The following is a 17993-nucleotide window of genomic DNA, read 5'->3' as shown; positions in this document are numbered from 1 at the left end:
ACATCCCAGCCCGCCTTGCCGATCCACCCGAGGTGGGTCTCCAAGATCTGGCCGATGTTCATCCGACGCGGCACACCGTGGGTGTTCAGGATGATGTCGACCGGGGTGCCGTCCGGCATGAACGGCATGTCCTCGGTCGGCAGGATCTTGCCGATAACACCCTTGTTGCCGTGGCGACCGGCGAGCTTGTCGCCGTCCTGGATCTTGCGCTTCTGCGCCACGTACACGCGCACCAGCTCATTGACACCGGGCGGCAGATCGTCGTCGTCCTCACGCGAGAACACGCGGATGCCGATGACCTTGCCGGACTCACCGTGCGGCACCTTCAGCGAGGTGTCGCGCACTTCGCGCGCCTTCTCACCGAAGATGGCGCGGAGCAACCGCTCCTCCGGGGTCAGCTCGGTCTCACCCTTCGGGGTGACCTTGCCGACCAGGATGTCGCCGTCGCGGACCTCGGCACCGATGCGAACGATGCCGCGCTCGTCGAGGTCGGCGAGGACCTCGTCGGAGACGTTCGGGATGTCCCGAGTGATCTCTTCGGCACCGAGCTTGGTGTCGCGAGCGTCGATCTCGTGCTCTTCGATGTGGATCGAGGTGAGTACGTCCTCTTCCACGAGGCGCTGCGACAGGATGATCGCGTCCTCGTAGTTGTGGCCTTCCCACGGCATGATCGCGACGAGCAGGTTCTTGCCGAGCGCCATCTCACCGTTCTCGGTGCACGGGCCATCGGCAAGCACCTGGCCGACCTCGACCCGCTGGCTCTCGTCAACGATCGGCCGCTGGTTCGCGCAGGTGCCCTGGTTGGAGCGGGCGAACTTGCGCATCCGGTAGCTCTTGCGAGTCCCGTCGTCGGCCATCACGGTGACGTAGTCGGCGGAGACCTCCTCGACCACACCCGCCTTCTCGTTCACCACGACATCGCCGGCGTCGACGGCAGCACGCAGCTCCATGCCGGTGCCGACAACGGGCGCCTCGGAACGGATCAGCGGGACGGCCTGACGCTGCATGTTCGCACCCATCAGGGCGCGGTTGGCGTCGTCGTGCTCGAGGAACGGGATCATGGCCGTCGCGACCGACACCATCTGGCGCGGCGAGACATCCATGTAGTCGACCTCGTCGGCGGCGACGAGCTCGTTCTCCTCGTTGCCGCGGCGGCAGAGCACCCGGTCTTCGAGGAAGCGACCGTCGGCGTCGACCGGCGAGTTGGCCTGGGCACGAACGTGCCTGTCCTCCTCGTCGGCGGTGAGGTACTTGACCTCGTCGGTCACTCGACCGTCGACCACCTTGCGGTACGGCGTCTCGATGAAGCCGAACGGGTTGACCCGCGCGTACACCGACAGCGAACCGATCAGGCCGATGTTCGGGCCTTCCGGGGTCTCGATCGGGCACATGCGGCCGTAGTGCGAGGTGTGCACGTCGCGGACTTCCAGGCCGGCGCGCTCACGGGACAGACCACCCGGGCCAAGAGCCGAAAGGCGGCGCTTGTGGGTGAGACCCGACAGCGGGTTGTTCTGGTCCATGAACTGCGACAGCTGCGAAGTTCCGAAGAACTCCTTGATCGCCGCGACGACCGGGCGGATGTTGATCAGGGTCTGCGGCGTGATCGCCTCGACGTCCTGAGTCGTCATCCGCTCGCGGACCACGCGCTCCATGCGCGAAAGGCCGACCCGGATCTGGTTCTGGATCAGCTCGCCGACGGTGCGCAGGCGACGGTTACCGAAGTGGTCGATGTCGTCGACGTCGACCGGTACCTCTTCGCCGCCGGGGGCGGTCATCACGCGATCACCCGCGTGCAAACGCACCAGGTACTCGATCGTGCTGACGATGTCTTCCTTGGTGAGCACCGATCCGGTGACCTGCTCGCCGAGGTGGATACCGAGCTTCTTGTTGATCTTGTAGCGACCGACGCGCGCCAGGTCGTAGCGCTTCTCCTTGAAGAACAAGTTCTCCAGCAGGGTCTGCGCGGACTCCTTGGTCGGCGGCTCGCCCGGACGCAGCTTGCGGTAGATGTCCAGCAGCGCCTCGTCCTGACCGGCGGTGTTGTCCTTCTCCAGCGTCGACATCATGATCTCGGAGAAGCCGAAACGCTCGACGATCTCCTCGTTCGTCCAACCGAGCGCCTTCAGCAGCACGGTGACCGGCTGGCGACGCTTGCGGTCGATGCGGACACCAACGGTGTCGCGCTTATCGATGTCGAACTCCAGCCACGCGCCACGCGACGGAATGACGCGCACGCTGTGCAGGTCCTTCTCGGTGGTCTTGTCGACGGAGTGGTCGAAGTAGACACCCGGCGAGCGAACCAGCTGCGAGACGACGACGCGCTCGGTGCCGTTGATGATGAACGTGCCCTTGTCGGTCATCATCGGGAAATCTCCCATGAAGACCGTCTGGCTCTTGATCTCACCGGTGTTGTTGTTGATGAACTCCGCGGTGACGAACAACGGCGCCGCGTAGGTCATGTCCTTGTCTTTGCACTCGTCGATGGAGGCCTTGACCTCTTCGAACCGAGGGTCAGAGAAAGACAGGGACATCGAGCCGGAGAAGTCCTCGATCGGCGAAAGCTCCTCGAGCACCTCCTCGAGTCCCCCGACTAGCCCGACATCGCCGCGAAGGGCGACCTTTTCACGCCATGACGGCGAACCGATCAACCATGCAAATGAGTCCGTCTGTAGATCGAGAAGTCCGGGCACCTCCAAGGGTTCACGGATCTTCGCGAAAGACACCCGCAATGGGGCTCCGGGGATTCCGGCAACTGCCTTGGTCTGGGTGGAGACTGCCAAGATGCGTCCTTCCAGCACCTCACGCGCGCCGCGTGGTGGTCCGCGACCGTCGCTTGTCTGCTACGAATTCCGCTGATTACAACCCGAACGAAACCCGAACAGGCAACAACAGAAGTAACACCGGAAGGTGGAACTTACGTGTGCAAATCGAGGTATGGACAGGAGGCAGCCAGCGCAACGTCCAACCGTACACCAACCGTCACGGGGGTGTCAACCTACCACCCGTGCGCACATTCACGTGGCTGGCGCGCCGTGTCCGAATCGCTGGCTGCGTCGAGGACGACGGGGCGTAATGGAGCCACTGTGACAGCTGCCGCTGTTGTGAATAGCGTGACGGCTCCGGCGAAACTCGTCAAGTAGGCGGCCTCGCGCATTCGCGCTCGCAAGCGCTCCCTGCGGCCTCGCGCATTCGCGGCTCGCAAGCGCTCCCTGCGGCACCGACCAGGGCGGACTGAGATCCCCTGGGCCGCTGGAAGATCACTGGTCGACGATGTCGCTGGCCAGCCAGCGATCGCCCACCTTCTGCATGTGCAGCACGATCGGACCCGCGACACTCTGCTGCGCGGCACCGTTCTTGGTGGCACTGACGACCAGGTTGACGAGCAGCTCGGCCCGATCATCGGTGAGCAAAGTCACAGCGATCGGATCCGCCTTGGCATCGGCGCTGGTCTGAGCCTGTTTTACCGCGGAGATGGTGGTGTCGGCGTACTTGTCCAGATCGGCCAGCATCTTGCCGGTGAGCACCTGTTTGGCGGTGTCGCGATAGCCGTCGATGTTCTTCACGTCGTAGGCGTAGACGGTCTTCAGCGCGTGATCGGCGGCCGCCCGCACCTCCTCGGTGGCCTTGTTGTCGACGAACGCCTTGTTCGACTCGTCGACGCCGGGGCGCGACGCGGCGACGGCCGCGAATCCGCCGAGCAGCAACGCGGCGATCAGCAGGGCGGCGACGAGGGACCAGAACGAGCGACCCGACTTCGAGCTACCGGAACCGCGCAAGAGCTTCTTCCGGCCGCCAACCGGCTTCTGCTGTTCGGGACGCTTGTCGTCCGGTTTCGGACGCGACGCGGCGGGCCGGGTGGTGCCCGTCACCCGCGGCTTGCGAGCCGGCGTGGTGCGCGTCGCGGCGGCACGGGACTGCTGTTCACCGGCCGGGCGGCGCTTGGAGGTGACCCGGTTGATCGGCTTACGAGAGGTCATGGCTGGTTCTCCTACGATCCCGGCTTGGGCGCGGCGGGCGGCTGGTCGGCGGGCGGCGCCTGCGGGTTTTGCGCCTGGCCACCACTCAGCAGCACCGGCTGGCTGAGCGAGGAGATCTGCTCGGCCTTCCAGACGTCGCCGGTCTTGGTCACGTCGACGTTCCAGGTGTAGCGGTAGTCGGCGGGCGGCTTGTCCTTGGGCAGCTCGGTCACCTGCAGCACGACCAGGGCGGAGGCCTTGTCGTTCTCGCTGTTCAGCGTGGTGAGCGCGGAGCCGAGCACCTTGGACTTCATGCCGACGCCGGACTGCTTGGCCAGCGTCTCGGCCTGGTCCTTGTTCTTGTCGGCCGACTCGAGCAGCGAACCGGTCATCGAGGAACGGGCCAGCGCCAGCGAGCCCGGCACGTCGTCGAGGTTCATCGAGGTCATGTTGAGCGCGGCCTGGCGGGCGGCGTCGAGCGCGGTGTCGCGGGCGTCGCCGCGCGGGGCGTCGCTGACGGCCGAGCGCACCCAGCCCGCGCCGAACCACACGGCGGCGACGAGGGCGACGACCAGCGCGACCGAGGACGCGACCAGGGCGACCGTGCGGATGACCCCGGCGCCACCGGGTGCCTCAGCCGCACGATCGGACTGAGCGTCAGCAACCACCTCGGTGGGCACCACGCCGTCAGCGGGGTCCGGTGATTCCCGCGGCTCGGTCGAGTCGAGCTGCTTCGTTAAATCTGCGGTCACGCCAGTCACCCTAACGTCGTCGTTCCTGGTCACCGCTTCGGCGTAACCCCCATCAGGGTTGCCATCTGCACGGCGATCGGATTCAGGTTCAGCCGGTCCGGGTCGGTCTTGGGGGTCGAATCCCAAGGCTGCACCACGTTCGGATCGGCGAGGCCGGCCCGCTCGCCGCCGCGCACCGCGGTCGGATTACCTTGCGGCGCAAGGCACTTCGCGTCCTTGTTGAACGGGAACTCGTCGCGGGTGTCGTCGAAGTCGGGGTTCTGCGCCTTCATCTGCTCGAGCGTCCGCTGCGTTCCCTCGTAGCCGACGGTACAGGCAGGCGGGTTGTTGGCCTCGAGCACGAGACCGAAGTGCGTGGTGCCGTCGCCAGGGGCGGTGGACGAGCCACCGATCGACAGTTGCGGCAGGAACTGCAGCAGCGGGCGGATCGCGTAGAACTTGGGCGAGATGGCCAGCAGCAGTTGGCGCAGGTTGCCGAAGTCCTGAGTGAGCGCGCCGCCGCTCTCCCGCAGCAGCGCGTCGATCTGCTGGCCCGCGTCGGTGCCGGTGCCGATCAGCCGGCGAATGTCCGGGTCGCTGGAGCGCAGCTGGGCGGTGAGCTTATCCAGGCCGTCGCTGAACTCGCGGATGGCGCCGGACTGCTCGGCCTGGGTGCCGAGCACCACCTTGCTGTCGCGGATCAGTTGAATGGTCTGCGGCAGCGTCTCGTTGAACGTGGTGGTGAACTTGTTCAGCGAATCGACGAAGACCTGCAGGTCGTCACCCTTGCCGTCGAACGCCTTGCCGAGCTCGCGCACGGTGGTGTTCAACGCGGCCAGGTCGACCGAGCGGGTGAAGGTGTCCACGCTGGCGACCAGCTGCTCCACCGGCACCGGCGTGGTCGCCGAGGTAATCAGCGAACCGTCGTGCAGATAGGGCCCGGTATCGGTGTCCGGCTGCAGGTCGACGAATTGCTCGCCGATCGCGGAACGGTTGGCCACCAGGGCTTTCGCGGTCGCGGGGATCTTCGGCGAGCCCGAATCGATGACGAGGTGCAGCAGCACGCCGTCGCCGGTGAGTTCCAGCTCGCCGACCCGGCCGACCGGCACGCCGCGGTAGGTCACCTCGGCGCCCTTGTAGATGCCGCCGGTCTGCGCCGCCTGCACCTTCACCTCGTATTGGTCGAGGCCGAGCATGTGGTCGAGCCGAATGTACTTGGCACCGACGAAGACAACGCCCACCACCGCGATGATGACGAACATGATCAGCTGCCAGCGGACCAGCTTGCTCATCGGGTACCACCCACTCCGAGTTGCTCCAGAATCGCCCCCACCGGGTTCGGTGGCACGCCTGGCGCGGGCGGCTGCGCCATGTTCGGCGGCAGCGGCAGGATCGACACCGTCGGCCACCCGGGCCGCGGACCGTTGCCGTTGTAGTACGGGTTGGTCGGATTCACCGGCACCCCGGGACCGAGCGGCGGGGTGTACACCGGATCCGGTTTGCCGACACCGAGATTGCTCAGCGTGACACCGATCTGCTGGTCCACCGAAAGCCAGGTGTTCACCGACCCACCGAAGGTCGACTCCAGCGTGGAGTCGGGGAACGGATAGGTCGGGATCAGCGGCAACGCGGTGATCAGATCCGGCGCGGACTTGCCGAGCTCCTGCAGCGTCGGGCGCAGCGAGGTCAGATCGCGGATGAGGTCGTCCTTCGAGTGATCGAGCACATCGAAACCGGCCTGCCCGACCCGATCCAGCTGGCTGAGCAGCCCGATCAGCTGCGGGCGCTGCTCTTCCAGGATCTTCACGCCCTGCGGCAGTTCGTCGAGGATCTTGCCGATCTGCTCGGTCTGCTGGCTCACCCGGCTGCTCAGCACGTCGAGACCGTCGAGGGCCCTTGTGATGTCGTCGACCTGATCGTCGAGGCCCTTGATCAGGATGTTGGCCTGATCGAGCAGCGAACGCACCCGGTCCTCGCGACCGCCGATGGTCTTGTTGAGCTCGGTGACGATGGGCTGCAGCTGCGCGACGCCACCGCCGTTGAGCAGCAACGACATCGCGCCGAGCACCTGCTCGATCTCGGTGGCGTGCCTGGTGTGGTCGACCGGGATGACCGCACCATCGGTCAGTTTCTTCGGGTCCGGATCGGTGGCGGGCTTGGACAGCTCGATGAACTTCTCGCCGAGCAGATTCGACTGGCGCACCTCGGCGCGCGCGTTCGTCGGCAGGTCGACCGAGGAGTTGACCACGGCCCGCACGGTCGCGGTCCACTGGTCCTTGCCGATCTTGATCTCCTCGACCCGGCCCACCGGCAGACCCTCGACCTTCACCGCGGACTGCGGCACCAGGTCGAGCACGTCGTCGAACTGGATGTCGATGTGTATCGGGTGGTCGCCGACATCGGCGCCGCCGGGCAGCGGCACGCTGTAGATGCCGTCGGACGCGCACGAGGTGACCAGGGCCGCGGCCAGGCCGACGGCCATGGCGGCGCCGAGACCGCGTGTGACGGAACGGATTCGGCTACTCACCGCGCACCTCCCTGGGACGGCGGAGTCCGGTCCGACGGCACCCCTGGCACCGTGCCCGGCACCGGAGCCCGCTGCTCGTTCTCCCCGCTGAGCACGCCGAACGGCAGGATCAGCGTCGGCGTCTTCACCCCGGCGGTGATCTGGTCGGAGATCTCCTTGCAGTGATCGAGAATCGGGCGCATCTGCCTGCCGAGCGCGTCGAACTGCGGATCACCCGGCCGCAGCTTGGACACGTCGATCAGCTTGCACATCACCCCGAACGGGTCCTGCAGGTCGGTGAAGTTGGCGCGCATGTCCAGGGTGCCGGATTCGGCGTTGTGGATATTGATCAGGTTGCTCAGTGCCAGCGGCAGCACCGGAAGCGCGGCGGCCAGATCGTCACGCTGATCGGACAGCGTCTTGGTGAGCGTGACCAGGCCCTCGGCATTGCTGGCGATCAGGTCGCGGTTGTTGTCGATGAACCGGGCGACGTCGCCGAGCGCGACCGACAGCAGATTCAGCGCCGCACCGAGGTCGCTGCGTTCGCTGGCCAGGAAGCCGGAGAGGTCGGCGAGCTGGGTGTTGAACTGGCGCACCTGCGCGTCGTTCTTGGCCAGCATGGCGACGAAGCTCTGCAGGTTCTTGACGGTGTCGAAGATGTCGCCGCGCGCGTCGGACAGGTACTTGGCGGCCTTGGACAGCTGGGTGAGGCTGTTGGCCAGCGCCTCGCCGTTGCCGTCCAGGTTGGCCGCGCCGGTGCGCACGAGCTCGTTGACCGCGCCCTCTTTGTTGGCGCCGTTGGGGCCCAACGCATCCGAGAGCTCGGTGATGCTCTTGTACAGCTGGTCCACCTCGACCGGGGTCACCGTGTGGTCGCGTGGAATGGTCGCGGTGCGCGGCATTTTCGGGCCGCCGGTGTAGACCGGGGTGAGCTGGATGTAGCGGTCGGACACGATCGAGGGCGTGATCTGCGCGGCCCGTGCGTCCGCGGGCACGTCGAACGAGCGATCGACGCTCATCACGATCTTGACCTGATCGCCTTGCGGCTCCACCGAATCCACCCTGCCGACCGGAACACCGAGCACCCGCACGTCCGAGCCCTCGTAGATGCCGACCGAACGATCGAAGTAGGCGGTGATCTTGGTGGTGGTCAGTCGATCGAAGGTCCACCACAGCACCCCGGCGGCGACCAGCGCCACCACCGCGACGAGCGCGATGGTGATCTTGGTGCCGCGCCCGGAATTCCGTAGCCCCTGCAGCCGGCCCGCCATGTCAGTTACCTCCCATGTTGCGGATCGGCGGACGAGCACCGGGGATATCCGGCAGCGCGGGCGGGATCAGGTTGACGATCACCGCGTCGAACCAGCGACCGGTGCCGAGCACGCTGGCGTAGATCCCGTAGAACGGGGCCGCCAGCTCCAAGGTCTTGGAGATGTTCTGCTGGTTGGCATTCAGCAGATCGATCGAGCCGCGCAGGTTCTTCAACGCGGGCCCGATCTGCGCCTCGTTGTCGTGCACCAGCGCGGTGAGCTCCGCGGCCACCGTCTTGGCGCCGGAAAGCAGCTGCGCGATCGACTGCTGGCGGATGTTGAGCTCGGCGAGCAGCTGGCCGCCGTTGGCGAGCAACCGCTCGAACTCGGCGTTGCGGTCGGCGAGCACCTTAGTGGTCTGCCTGGTCGCGGCGAACAGCTTCTTCAGCTCCTCGTCGCGCTTGGCCAGCGTCTCCGACAGGCGGGCGACGCCGTCGATCGAGCCGCGCAGCTCCGGCGGCGTGGTCGAGAACGCGTCGGAGAGCACCCGCATGCTGGTGGCCAGCTGCGCGGTGTCGATCTGGTCGATGTTCTTGGCCGCGTCGGTGAACGCGTCCACCACGTCATACGGAGCGACGGTGCGCGACAACGGAATCCGGGTCGACGGGTCGGCCGCGCGGGAGCCCTTCGGGTCCAGCGCGAGGTACTTCTGGCCGAGCACGGTCTTGATCTGGATCGAGGCGGTGGTCTCGCTGCCGATCCAGGCGTCCTGGGTGCGGAAGTCGACGAGCACCTTGGGGCCGTCGAGACGCACGTCGGAGACCGAACCGACCTTCACGCCCGCGATGCGGACCTCGTTGCCCTTCTTCAGGCCCGCGGCCTCGGAGAATTCGGCGGTGTACTTGGTGCCCGCGCCGATGATCGGCAGCCGGTCCAGGAAGAACGCCGACACCGTCACCAGCAGCACCATCACCAGGCCGAGCACACCCATGAAGACGGGGCTGCGGCGTCCGAGCAGAATCCGGTCGTCCATCAGCGGGCCTTCCCGGAGCAGCGCGGCGCGGCATTGGTGTATATCGGCTGGTTGATCGTCGGTAGCCCGGCGGGCAGGTTCAGGTTCGGCGCATCGGCCGTGCCCGGCCCGACGACGATGTCGATACCGCACAGATAGAACTGGAACCAGGAGCCGTAACTGCCCACCCGGCCGAGCTTTTCCATCTTGAGCGGCAGGTTGCGCAGGACGTCGTTCACATCGTCCTTGCGGTCGTTGATGGTGCCTGCGAGCTGGCTCAGCCCGGCGATCGAACCCTGCAGCGTCGGGCGCACCGGAACGAGCAGGTCGGCGGTGGCCGAGGCCAGGTTGCCGAGCGAGGTCACCGAGCGGCCGATCGTGTCGCGTTCCGCGGAAAGCCCGCTGACCAGCGCCTCGGTATTGACGATGAGCTGGTTGAACTGGTCGTCACGCTGGTTGACCGTGTCGAGCACGGCGGTCAGGTTGCGGACCAGCTCACCGATCACCGCGTCCTTGTCCGCGATCTTGTTGGTCAGGCTCGCGGTGGTGGCCACCAGATCGTGGATGGTGCCCTGCTCGCCCTGGAACACCTGGATGATCTCGAAGGAAAGCTTGTTCACGTCGTCGGCGGTCAGCGTGCGGAACAGCGGACGGAAGCCGTTGAACAGGGTGGTCAGGTTGAGCGCGGGGTTGGTGCGCTCCAGCGGGATGGTGCCGCCCTCGTTGAGCTTGCGGCCCTGCTCACCGGTGCCCTGCTCGAGCGCGATGTAGCGCTGGCCGACCAGGTTGCGGTAGCGGATGCTCGCGGTGGTCGAGGCGGGCAGCCAATTCCGGTCGGTGAGTTCGAAACTCACCTCGGCGAGGCGCTTGTCCACGATCGCGATATTGGTGACCTTGCCGATCCGGACACCCGCGACGCGCACCTCGTCGCCCTTGTTCAGCGAGGTGACGTCGGCGAAGCGAGCCTTGAACTTGGTGCCGTCGCCGCTGTAGTTGGCGATCGACAGCGCAAGCACCGTTGTCGCGAAAATCGTCACGACGACGAAGATGACGAGCTTGGTGAGCGGGCCGCCGAGGCCACGGAGCTTCTGCTTCATCGGACGCTCACCTCGCTACCACGGAACGCGGGCGCACCGGCCCTGGTCACCCAGCCCGGCACCTGATCGGGCGAAACACCCTGGGCGGCACCGTAGATCGCGCCGAGCGACTGCTGCTCCATCGGCGAGCCCGCGATCGTCGCGACATTGCTCGCCGGATATACGCCGAACTGCGGCGGCGACAGCTTGCCCGTCTCCAGATCACCGGGATTGCGGCTCGGTACGGCGTAGGAGCCGTCGTTGTTCGCGCCGCCGGTGTACTGACCGGGGTCGACGCCGAGCGGCTTCTCCGGAATACACCACGGCCCACGATCGTCGAGCCAGCGCGGCTCGTCCTGATTCGGCAGGTACTTGCCGCGCGGGTTGGTCAGCTCGATAGTCACCCTGGTGCCCGGATTCTTGGTGCCCTTGCCGAGGATCTGGTCGATGCGCGGCTTGAGCTGAGCGAAGTTGGCCATCACGCACGGGAAGGTGGGCGAGTAGGTGGCCAGCTGCTCGAGCAGCGGGCGCGAGTCGGCGGACAGGTCGATGATGTTGTCCCGGTTGGCAACCAGGAAATCGGCGGTATTCGACGACGCCGGTGTCAGCACGGCGTACAGCGAATCGATGTCGAAGCGTCGTTGCACGATGGTCGCGTTGGTGGTTCGCAGGTTGTCCAGCGCGTTCACCAGCTGCGGCGCGGCGTCGGCGTAGGTGGCGGCCACCTCGGCGAAGCTGCGCAGGTCCTGCTGCAGGTCCGGCAGCACGCCGTTGACCTGACGGAAGATGTTGTCCAGCTTGTCCACGCTCTCGCCGAGCGCGAGGCCCTGACCGGACAGCGCCTGGGACAGCGCGCCGAGGGTGGACGCGAGGTCCTGCGGCGGAATCGCCTGCAGCAGCGGCATCAGGTCGTCGAGCAGCTTGCTCAGCTCGATCGCGTTGCCGCTCTGATCCTGCCGCAGCGTCACGCCGTTGGTCAGGTGCGTCGCGCTGCGGTCGGCGGGGATCACCAGGTCCACGTACCGCTCGCCGAACAGTGTCTTGGGCAGCAGCCGCGCCGTCGCGTTGGACGGAATCTGATCGGCCTTGTCCGGATGGATGGCGAGATGCAGGGTCACCTTGCCGTTCTCGGAGTTGCTGGACCGCACATCGCCGACGGTGATGCCGCGCACCTTCACGTCCGCGTTCTTGGTGAGCGCGTTGCCGACGCTGTCGGTGACCAGGTCGACATCGACCGTCTTCACGAACTGCTTGTTGTAGATCGCGATGGTCGTCGCGAGAAACAGCGCGACCACCACGAAGAACGCGATGCCGAGAACGCGGATGCGCAGCTTCTCGGTAGAGCGCCAGGCCTGCACGCCCCGAGTCATCCTGCCACCCGCACCGTCGTGGTGGTTCCCCAAATAGCCAGGCTGAGGAAGAAATCGAGCACGTTCACCAGCACGATCGCGGCACGCACCGCGCGCCCGACGGCGACGCCGACACCGGCCGGTCCGCCGGTGGCGTGGAAGCCGTAGTAGCAGTGCACCATGATGATCACGAACGCGAACACCAGCACCTTGACAAACGAATACAGCACGTCTTCAGGTGGTAGGAACAGGCTGAAGTAGTGGTCGTAGGACCCGCTGGATTGCCCGTTGAACCAGATGCTGATCATCCGCGACGCCAGGAACGTGCCGAGCAGGCCGACGATGTAGAGCGGGATCACCGCGAGGAAGCCGGCGATCACCCGGGTGGTTACCAGGAACGGCACGCCGGGCACCGCCATCACCTCGAGCGCGTCGATCTCCTCGGAGATCCGCATGGCGCCGAGCTGCGCGGTGAAACCACAGCCCACCGTCGCCGACAGCGCCAAAGCGGCCACCAGCGGCGCGATTTCGCGGGTGTTGATGTAGGCGGTGAGGAAGCCGGTGAGCACGGAGCTGCCCAGCGCGTCCAGCGCCTTGAAGCCCTGCAGGCCGACGACAACGCCGACCGAGCCGGACATGAACACGATGACACCGATGGTGCCGCCGATCACCGCGAGCGCACCGCTGCCGAAGGTCACCTCGGCGAGCAGCCGCATGACCTCCTTGCGGTAATGCACGGCGGTACGCGGGATCCAGGCGATCGCGCGCGAGTAGAACGACATCTGCTCGCCGGCCCGATCGATCACCTTCAGCGGTGAGCGCACGATATTTCCCGCCCGGCGAAGCGATTTGGCGAGAGCGGGGTTGCGGTACTGAGTGGCCACCGGTCAGGCGCCCTTGGCCGGGACGACCTGCAGGTACACCAGGGTGAGGATGAGGTTCACGAAGAACAGCACCAAGAACGTGATCACCACGGACTGGTTCACCGCTTCACCAACTCCCTTCGGGCCACCCTTGGGGTGCAAACCCTTGTATGCGGCGATCACACCGGCTATCAGACCGAACACCAGCGCCTTGAACTCACCGATCCACAGGTCCGGCAGCTGCGCCAGGGCGGAGAACGACGCGAGATACGCGCCGGGCGTGCCGCCCTGCAGCAGCACGTTGAAAAAGTAGCCGCCCGCGATACCGACCACCGAGACCAGGCCGTTCAGCAGCAGCGCGACCACCGTCATGCCGAGCACGCGCGGCACAACCAGCTTGTGCACCGGATCGACGCCGAGCACCTCCAGCGCGTCGATCTCCTCACGGATGGTGCGCGAGCCGAGGTCGGCGGCGACCGCCGAACCGGCCGCACCCGCGATGATCAGCGCCGTGACGATCGGCGCCGCCTGCTGCACGGTGGCGAGCACACTTGTTGCGCCGGTGAAGGATTCGGCACCGAGCTGTTTGATCAACGAACCGGTCTGCAGCGCGACGACCGCGCCGAAGGGAATAGCGACGAGTGCGCTGGGCAGGATCGAGACACTCGCGATGAACCACGACTGCTCGATGAACTCCCGCCACTCGAACGGCCGGCGAAACGTCTTGCGCAGCACGTCTACGAACAGCGCAAAGATGTTGCCGGCCTGGCCAAACCCCGACTCCAGTGGAGTACGCAATCGCGCCAGGGAGGAATTCACGATCGCAGATGTTACCCGTTAGTTGTGTTGTGTCGAGTGGTGGTCTCGTACGTGGCGCCCTGGTAACCACCCTGGTCGCTGTTGTTGTACGCGAGCACCTGCGTCTCGTCGTTCTGATCAAGTGATTCGCGAATCGCGGTCTGAGCCGCGTGCGGCAGGGTGTGCATGATCTCGCGGACCCGTTCCTTGCGACGGTTCACGGCCTGACGCACCGGCATGCCGGGGGTCGCCTGCATCTGCGGAATGATGCCCTCGACCTCTTCGGCACCGCCGTGGTGGTGGCCACCGTCGAACATCGCCTGCTCGCGCGCCATCTGGGCCTCGTCCTTCTCCTCGGACATGCCGATCGGGCCCTGCATGCGTCCGTTGAGGAACTGCTTGACCACGGGCTCGTCAGAGGTCAGCAGCACCTCGCGCGGGCCGAACATGACCAACTGGCGGCGGAACATCATGCCGATGTTGTCGGGCACGGTGCGGGCCAGGTTGATGTTGTGCGTGACGATCAGGATGGTGGCGTCGATCTGCGCGTTGATGTCGATCAGCAGCTGGCTGATGTAGGCGGTGCGCACCGGGTCGAGGCCGGAGTCCGGCTCGTCGACGAGGATGATCTGCGGGTCGAGCACGAGAGCGCGGGCCAGCCCGGCGCGCTTGCGCATACCGCCGGAGATCTCGCCTGGCAGCTTGCCTTCGGCCCCGAGCAGACCGGTCAGCTCCAGCTTCTCCATGACGATCTTGCGAATGTCGGACTCCGACTTCTTCGTGTGCTCACGAAGAGGGAAGGCGACATTGTCGAAGAGGTTCATCGAGCCGAACAGCGCGCCGTCCTGGAACAGCACGCCGAAGAGCTTGCGGATCTCGTAGAGGTCCTTGTTGGAGCAGGTGGTGATATCGGTGTCGCCGACGTAGATCGAGCCGCGCTCCGGGCGCAGCAGGCCGATCAGCGACTTCAGGAAGACGGACTTGCCGGTACCCGACGGGCCGAGCAATGCGCTGACCTCACCGGTCGGCAAGGTCAAGGAGACATCCTGCCAAATTCGCTGGGATCCGAAGGACTTGGTAATACCTTCGGTTCTGACCTCGACGCCCACGCCAACCTCCACAATTTCTCAGCGAGCTGCCCACCAGCTAACCGCGTGTTTGGTCGCGCGGTGTGTCACGTCACAGTGGGTCGGGCCACTGTATCCCAAGAGCGAGACGGGGCACACCCCAACCTGACTGAAGAGTAACCCCGTTTCATCCGCTATTTCCGGATTGTTGGCGCAGGTCGCCACAAATAGCAAACGGGCGGCCCCCAAAGAGGGGACCGCCCGTCGGCGATTCGGTCGAGAATTACTTGACCGAGACCTTGGCGCCGGCTTCTTCCAGCTTCGCCTTGGCAGCCTCGGCGGCATCCTTGGCAACCTTCTCCAGGATGGCCTTCGGGGCACCCTCGACGAGGTCCTTGGCTTCCTTCAGGCCCAGGCCGGAGACGATCTCGCGGACCACCTTGATGACCTGGATCTTCTTGTCGCCCGCACCCTCGAGGATGACGTCGAACTCGTCCTGCTCCTCGACGGCCTCGGCGGCCGCACCCGGGCCGGCCGGACCGGCGACGGCGACCGGAGCAGCGGCGGTGACCTCGAACTTCTCTTCGAACTTCTTGACGAAGTCCGACAGCTCGAGCAGGGTCATGCTGCCGAAGGTCTCCAGCAGTTCTTCAACGTTGGCCATGATGTTGTTCCTTTCGGTAGTTGTTGTCCACAAGGGCGACGCGCACGCGAATCACCCGCAGGGGGTTATTCAGCGGCAGCGGTTTCGCCACCGGCTTCGGCCTGCTTCTTCTCCAGCAGTGCGGCGGCAAGGCGAGCCACCTGCGACGCGGGAGCGTTGAACAGACCGGCGGCCTTCGCCATGTTGCCCTTCATCGCACCGGCCAGCTTGGCCAGCAGGACCTCGCGGGACTCCAGGTCGGCGATCTTCTCGACCTCGGACACGGACAGCGGTGCGCCGTCCATGTAGCCGCCCTTGATGATGAGCGCCTTGTTGTCCTTCGCGAAGGTCTTCAGGGTCTTCGCCGCGGTAACCGGCTCGCCACTGATGAAGGTGATCGCGGTCGGTCCGACGAACAACTCGTCGAGGCCTTCCACACCAGCTTCCGCGGCAGCGCGCTTGACCAGGGTGTTCTTGGCGACGGAGTACGTGGCTTCGGCGCCGAGCGCACGTCGCAGCTCGGTGAGCTTGCCCACCGACAGGCCACGGTATTCCGTGACAACGGTGGCAGTGGAGCTCTTGAACTGCTCCGCGATCTCCGCGACCGCAGTGACCTTCTCGGGTTTTGCCATACTTCGCCTCCTCTCTGATGGTCGGTTCGAAACGGACTACCGATGAGGGGGCAGCCGCTTGCGACTGCTTGCAGGTCGCTCGAAGGGTCAGGACAAAACAAACGCCCCGGACGCAAGGCGTTCCGGGGCGCACACATAACTGACGGCCTCGGTTCTCCCTGCGTGGGCCGCCGGCATGTCGCCGGACCTTCGACCGAGCCCATGCGGGCTCGACGACCAACGGTCTTCGGTAGAACGGATTGGTAGGAATCGAACTAGTCGATAACTGTTGTCCAATGTACCTGGACCACCCCCATCTGCCAAAACGGGGTGGGGCCGAAGCGAATTGGCACCATTCAGCGTCCGAATTGACGTGTCGCACGTCACAGTCGGGCTCGTGATGTGGCCGAGATCGCCGCGTGAAGGTGTTACCAACGGTGACAGTTACTGTTTGACTGCTGAACTATGGCAACCTCCATAGTCGATCCACCGGTGCTGCTGGAACGACGTAACCAGCGCTTTCTCGCCTTGGCCGTGATCTGCCTCGCCGAGCTGCTAGTCGTCCTGGACAACACCATCGTGAACGTCGCACTGCCCTCGATCGGGGTGCAGCTGCGTACCGGCGTCAGCGGCCTGCAATGGGTCGTCGACGCGTACACCCTCACCTTCGCGGGTTTGTTGCTCGCGTTCGGCAATCTGGGCGACCGCCTCGGCCGCCGCCGGGTCATGATGGTCGGCCTGGTCGGCGTCGGCGCCATGTCGGTGGCCGGCGCGCTGTCCGGTTCGATGGGTGGGGTGATCACCGCACGCGCCGCGATGGGCGTGTTCGCCGCCGCAGTCTTCCCCGCGACGCTCGCCCTGATCATCAACATCTTCCACGACAAACGTGAACGCGCCCTTGCCATCGCGGCATGGACGGCGATGGCGGGCTTCGCCATCGCGATCGGCCCGATCTCCGGTGGCTGGCTGCTGGCGCACTTCACCTGGCACTCGGTCTTCTGGATCAATGTGCCGCTGGCACTTGTCGCGCTCGTCGCCACCCTGCTCTGGGTGCCCGAATCACGCTCCACCAAGGTCGGCCGGCTCGATCTGCCCGGCATCGGCCTGTCCATCGCGGGCATCACGCTGGTGGTCTGGTCCATCATCGAGGCACCGCGGTTCGGCTGGCTGTCCACCACTACGCTTGGCACCGGCGCGCTCGGCATTTTCCTGCTTGCCGCGTTCATTGTCTGGGAATTGCGTACTGCCGCACCAATTCTCGATATGACGCTGTTCCGCAATCGGCGATTCTCGATGCCCGCCTTGTCGATTGCGATCTGCTACTTCTCGATGTTCGGTTTCCTTTTCCTCATCACCCAGTATTTCCAGGGCGTGCGGGAATACACGCCGCTCGAATTCGGTATCGCCTCACTGCCTTTCGCGTTCTCGGTGGCGATCGGCGCACCGATTGCCACGCTGCTCGCGCAGCGATTCGGGCCGACACCGGTCATCGTCGTCGGCCTGTTGAGCACCGGACTCGGGCTGTATCTCGGCGGCCAGGTGACGGTGGACAGCCCCTACGTCACCGACGTACTGCCCGCCATGGTGTTCATGGCACTCGGCGTCGGCATCGTCCAGGGACCGGCTACCGAATCGATCATGGGAGCGGTACCGCTCAACGAGGCGGGCGCCGGATCCGCGGTCAACGACACCACCCGGGAGATCGGCGGCACCCTCGGCGTCGCGGTGCTCGGCTCGATCGTGGCGTCGTACTACACGACCAGGATCGGTCCGCGCATCGACGCACTGCCTGCCAACTTGATGAGTGAGAACGAGAAGGGACTGGTGAAGTCCAGCCCGCTCAGCGTGCTGGAAATCCGCAAGCGCCCGCTCCCCCCGTTCTTCGAGAGCCAGCGGGAAAACCTCATCGTCGCCATGAAAACGGCCGCGCTGCAGGGCTCGCACACCGCATCGCTGGTCGCGGCGGCCGCAGTGGTGGTGTGCGCGGTCGTGGTGGCGATGTTCCTGCCCTGGGGCGTGCCGGAAGGCGAGTCGGTGTTGCTCGGCTGGCGCAAAGATGCTGAACCGCAAGAGGATTCGGTCAGCTGACGGATCTCGATGGCTGAGGCCGGGACCCGGGTGGTCTCGGCCT

General features: G+C 65.7%; 15 protein-coding genes. 1 reads left to right on the top strand and 14 read right to left on the bottom strand.

All coding sequences use genetic code 11. From position 1 onward, the window contains the following. From ACIA8C_RS31155 to rplJ, 14 genes are all read right to left on the bottom strand, one after another. Positions 1-2798, bottom strand: a 2798-nt coding sequence (locus ACIA8C_RS31155) for a DNA-directed RNA polymerase subunit beta (protein ID WP_397140844.1), incomplete at its 3' end; no start/stop codon positions are given. A gap of 459 nt (positions 2799-3257) precedes the next feature. Then, the gene (locus ACIA8C_RS31150; RefSeq protein WP_397140842.1) at positions 3258-3977 is read right to left on the bottom strand and encodes a hypothetical protein; all 720 of its coding nucleotides are present in this window, start codon (positions 3975-3977) and stop codon (positions 3258-3260) included. An 11-nt stretch (positions 3978-3988) separates the two neighbouring features. Continuing rightward, positions 3989-4708, bottom strand: a complete 720-nt coding sequence (locus tag ACIA8C_RS31145) for a hypothetical protein (protein ID WP_397140840.1) — start codon at positions 4706-4708, stop codon at positions 3989-3991. Between the two features lie 29 nt (positions 4709-4737). After that, positions 4738-5979 (bottom strand): MCE family protein, encoded by a 1242-nt coding sequence (locus ACIA8C_RS31140; protein ID WP_397140838.1) that lies wholly within the window; start codon positions 5977-5979, stop codon positions 4738-4740. Then, positions 5976-7169, bottom strand: coding sequence for an MCE family protein (locus tag ACIA8C_RS31135; RefSeq protein WP_397140891.1), 1194 nt, complete (start codon positions 7167-7169; stop codon positions 5976-5978). The genes ACIA8C_RS31140 and ACIA8C_RS31135 overlap by 4 nt, the downstream gene beginning before the upstream one ends. Before the next feature lie 41 nt (positions 7170-7210). Continuing rightward, complete coding sequence (locus tag ACIA8C_RS31130) at positions 7211-8464, bottom strand: MCE family protein (protein WP_397140836.1); 1254 nt, start codon at positions 8462-8464, stop codon at positions 7211-7213. A 1-nt stretch (position 8465) separates the two neighbouring features. Then, positions 8466-9476, bottom strand: a complete 1011-nt coding sequence (locus ACIA8C_RS31125; protein ID WP_397140834.1) for an MCE family protein — start codon at positions 9474-9476, stop codon at positions 8466-8468. Further along, complete coding sequence (locus ACIA8C_RS31120) at positions 9476-10552, bottom strand: MCE family protein (protein WP_397140832.1); 1077 nt, start codon at positions 10550-10552, stop codon at positions 9476-9478. The genes ACIA8C_RS31125 and ACIA8C_RS31120 overlap by 1 nt, the downstream gene beginning before the upstream one ends. Further along, the gene (locus ACIA8C_RS31115) at positions 10549-11901 is read right to left on the bottom strand and encodes an MCE family protein (RefSeq protein ID WP_397140830.1); all 1353 of its coding nucleotides are present in this window, start codon (positions 11899-11901) and stop codon (positions 10549-10551) included. Before ACIA8C_RS31115 ends, ACIA8C_RS31120 begins: the two co-directional genes overlap by 4 nt. Beyond that, on the bottom strand, positions 11898-12662 hold the full coding sequence (locus tag ACIA8C_RS31110) for an ABC transporter permease (protein ID WP_397140889.1): 765 nt from the start codon (positions 12660-12662) through the stop codon (positions 11898-11900). The genes ACIA8C_RS31115 and ACIA8C_RS31110 overlap by 4 nt, the downstream gene beginning before the upstream one ends. Before the next feature lie 105 nt (positions 12663-12767). Further along, positions 12768-13562 carry an ABC transporter permease gene (locus tag ACIA8C_RS31105; RefSeq protein ID WP_150399750.1) on the bottom strand — a complete coding sequence of 265 codons (795 nt, stop codon included), beginning with the start codon at positions 13560-13562 and terminating at the stop codon, positions 12768-12770. Positions 13563-13573: 11 nt separating this feature from the next. After that, a complete protein-coding gene (locus ACIA8C_RS31100; RefSeq protein WP_397140828.1) occupies positions 13574-14650 on the bottom strand; it encodes an ABC transporter ATP-binding protein in 1077 nt (358 codons plus the stop codon). Between the two features lie 241 nt (positions 14651-14891). Beyond that, positions 14892-15272 carry a 50S ribosomal protein L7/L12 gene (gene rplL / locus ACIA8C_RS31095; RefSeq protein WP_397140826.1) on the bottom strand — a complete coding sequence of 127 codons (381 nt, stop codon included), beginning with the start codon at positions 15270-15272 and terminating at the stop codon, positions 14892-14894. Positions 15273-15337: 65 nt separating this feature from the next. Further along, a complete protein-coding gene (gene rplJ / locus ACIA8C_RS31090) occupies positions 15338-15883 on the bottom strand; it encodes a 50S ribosomal protein L10 (protein ID WP_397140824.1) in 546 nt (181 codons plus the stop codon). Between the two features lie 444 nt (positions 15884-16327). Here rplJ and ACIA8C_RS31085 point away from each other — a divergent pair, with 444 nt between their 5' ends. After that, the gene (locus tag ACIA8C_RS31085; protein WP_397140822.1) at positions 16328-17950 is read left to right on the top strand and encodes an MFS transporter; all 1623 of its coding nucleotides are present in this window, start codon (positions 16328-16330) and stop codon (positions 17948-17950) included. Positions 17951-17993: the final 43 nt, after the last annotated feature.

It is taken from the genome of Nocardia sp. NPDC051321 (assembly GCF_044455225.1).
Taxonomy (GTDB): Bacteria; Actinomycetota; Actinomycetes; order Mycobacteriales; family Mycobacteriaceae; genus Nocardia.
Note: the sequence above shows the minus strand (reverse complement) of the source record. Positions and strands in the feature narration are given on the sequence as shown.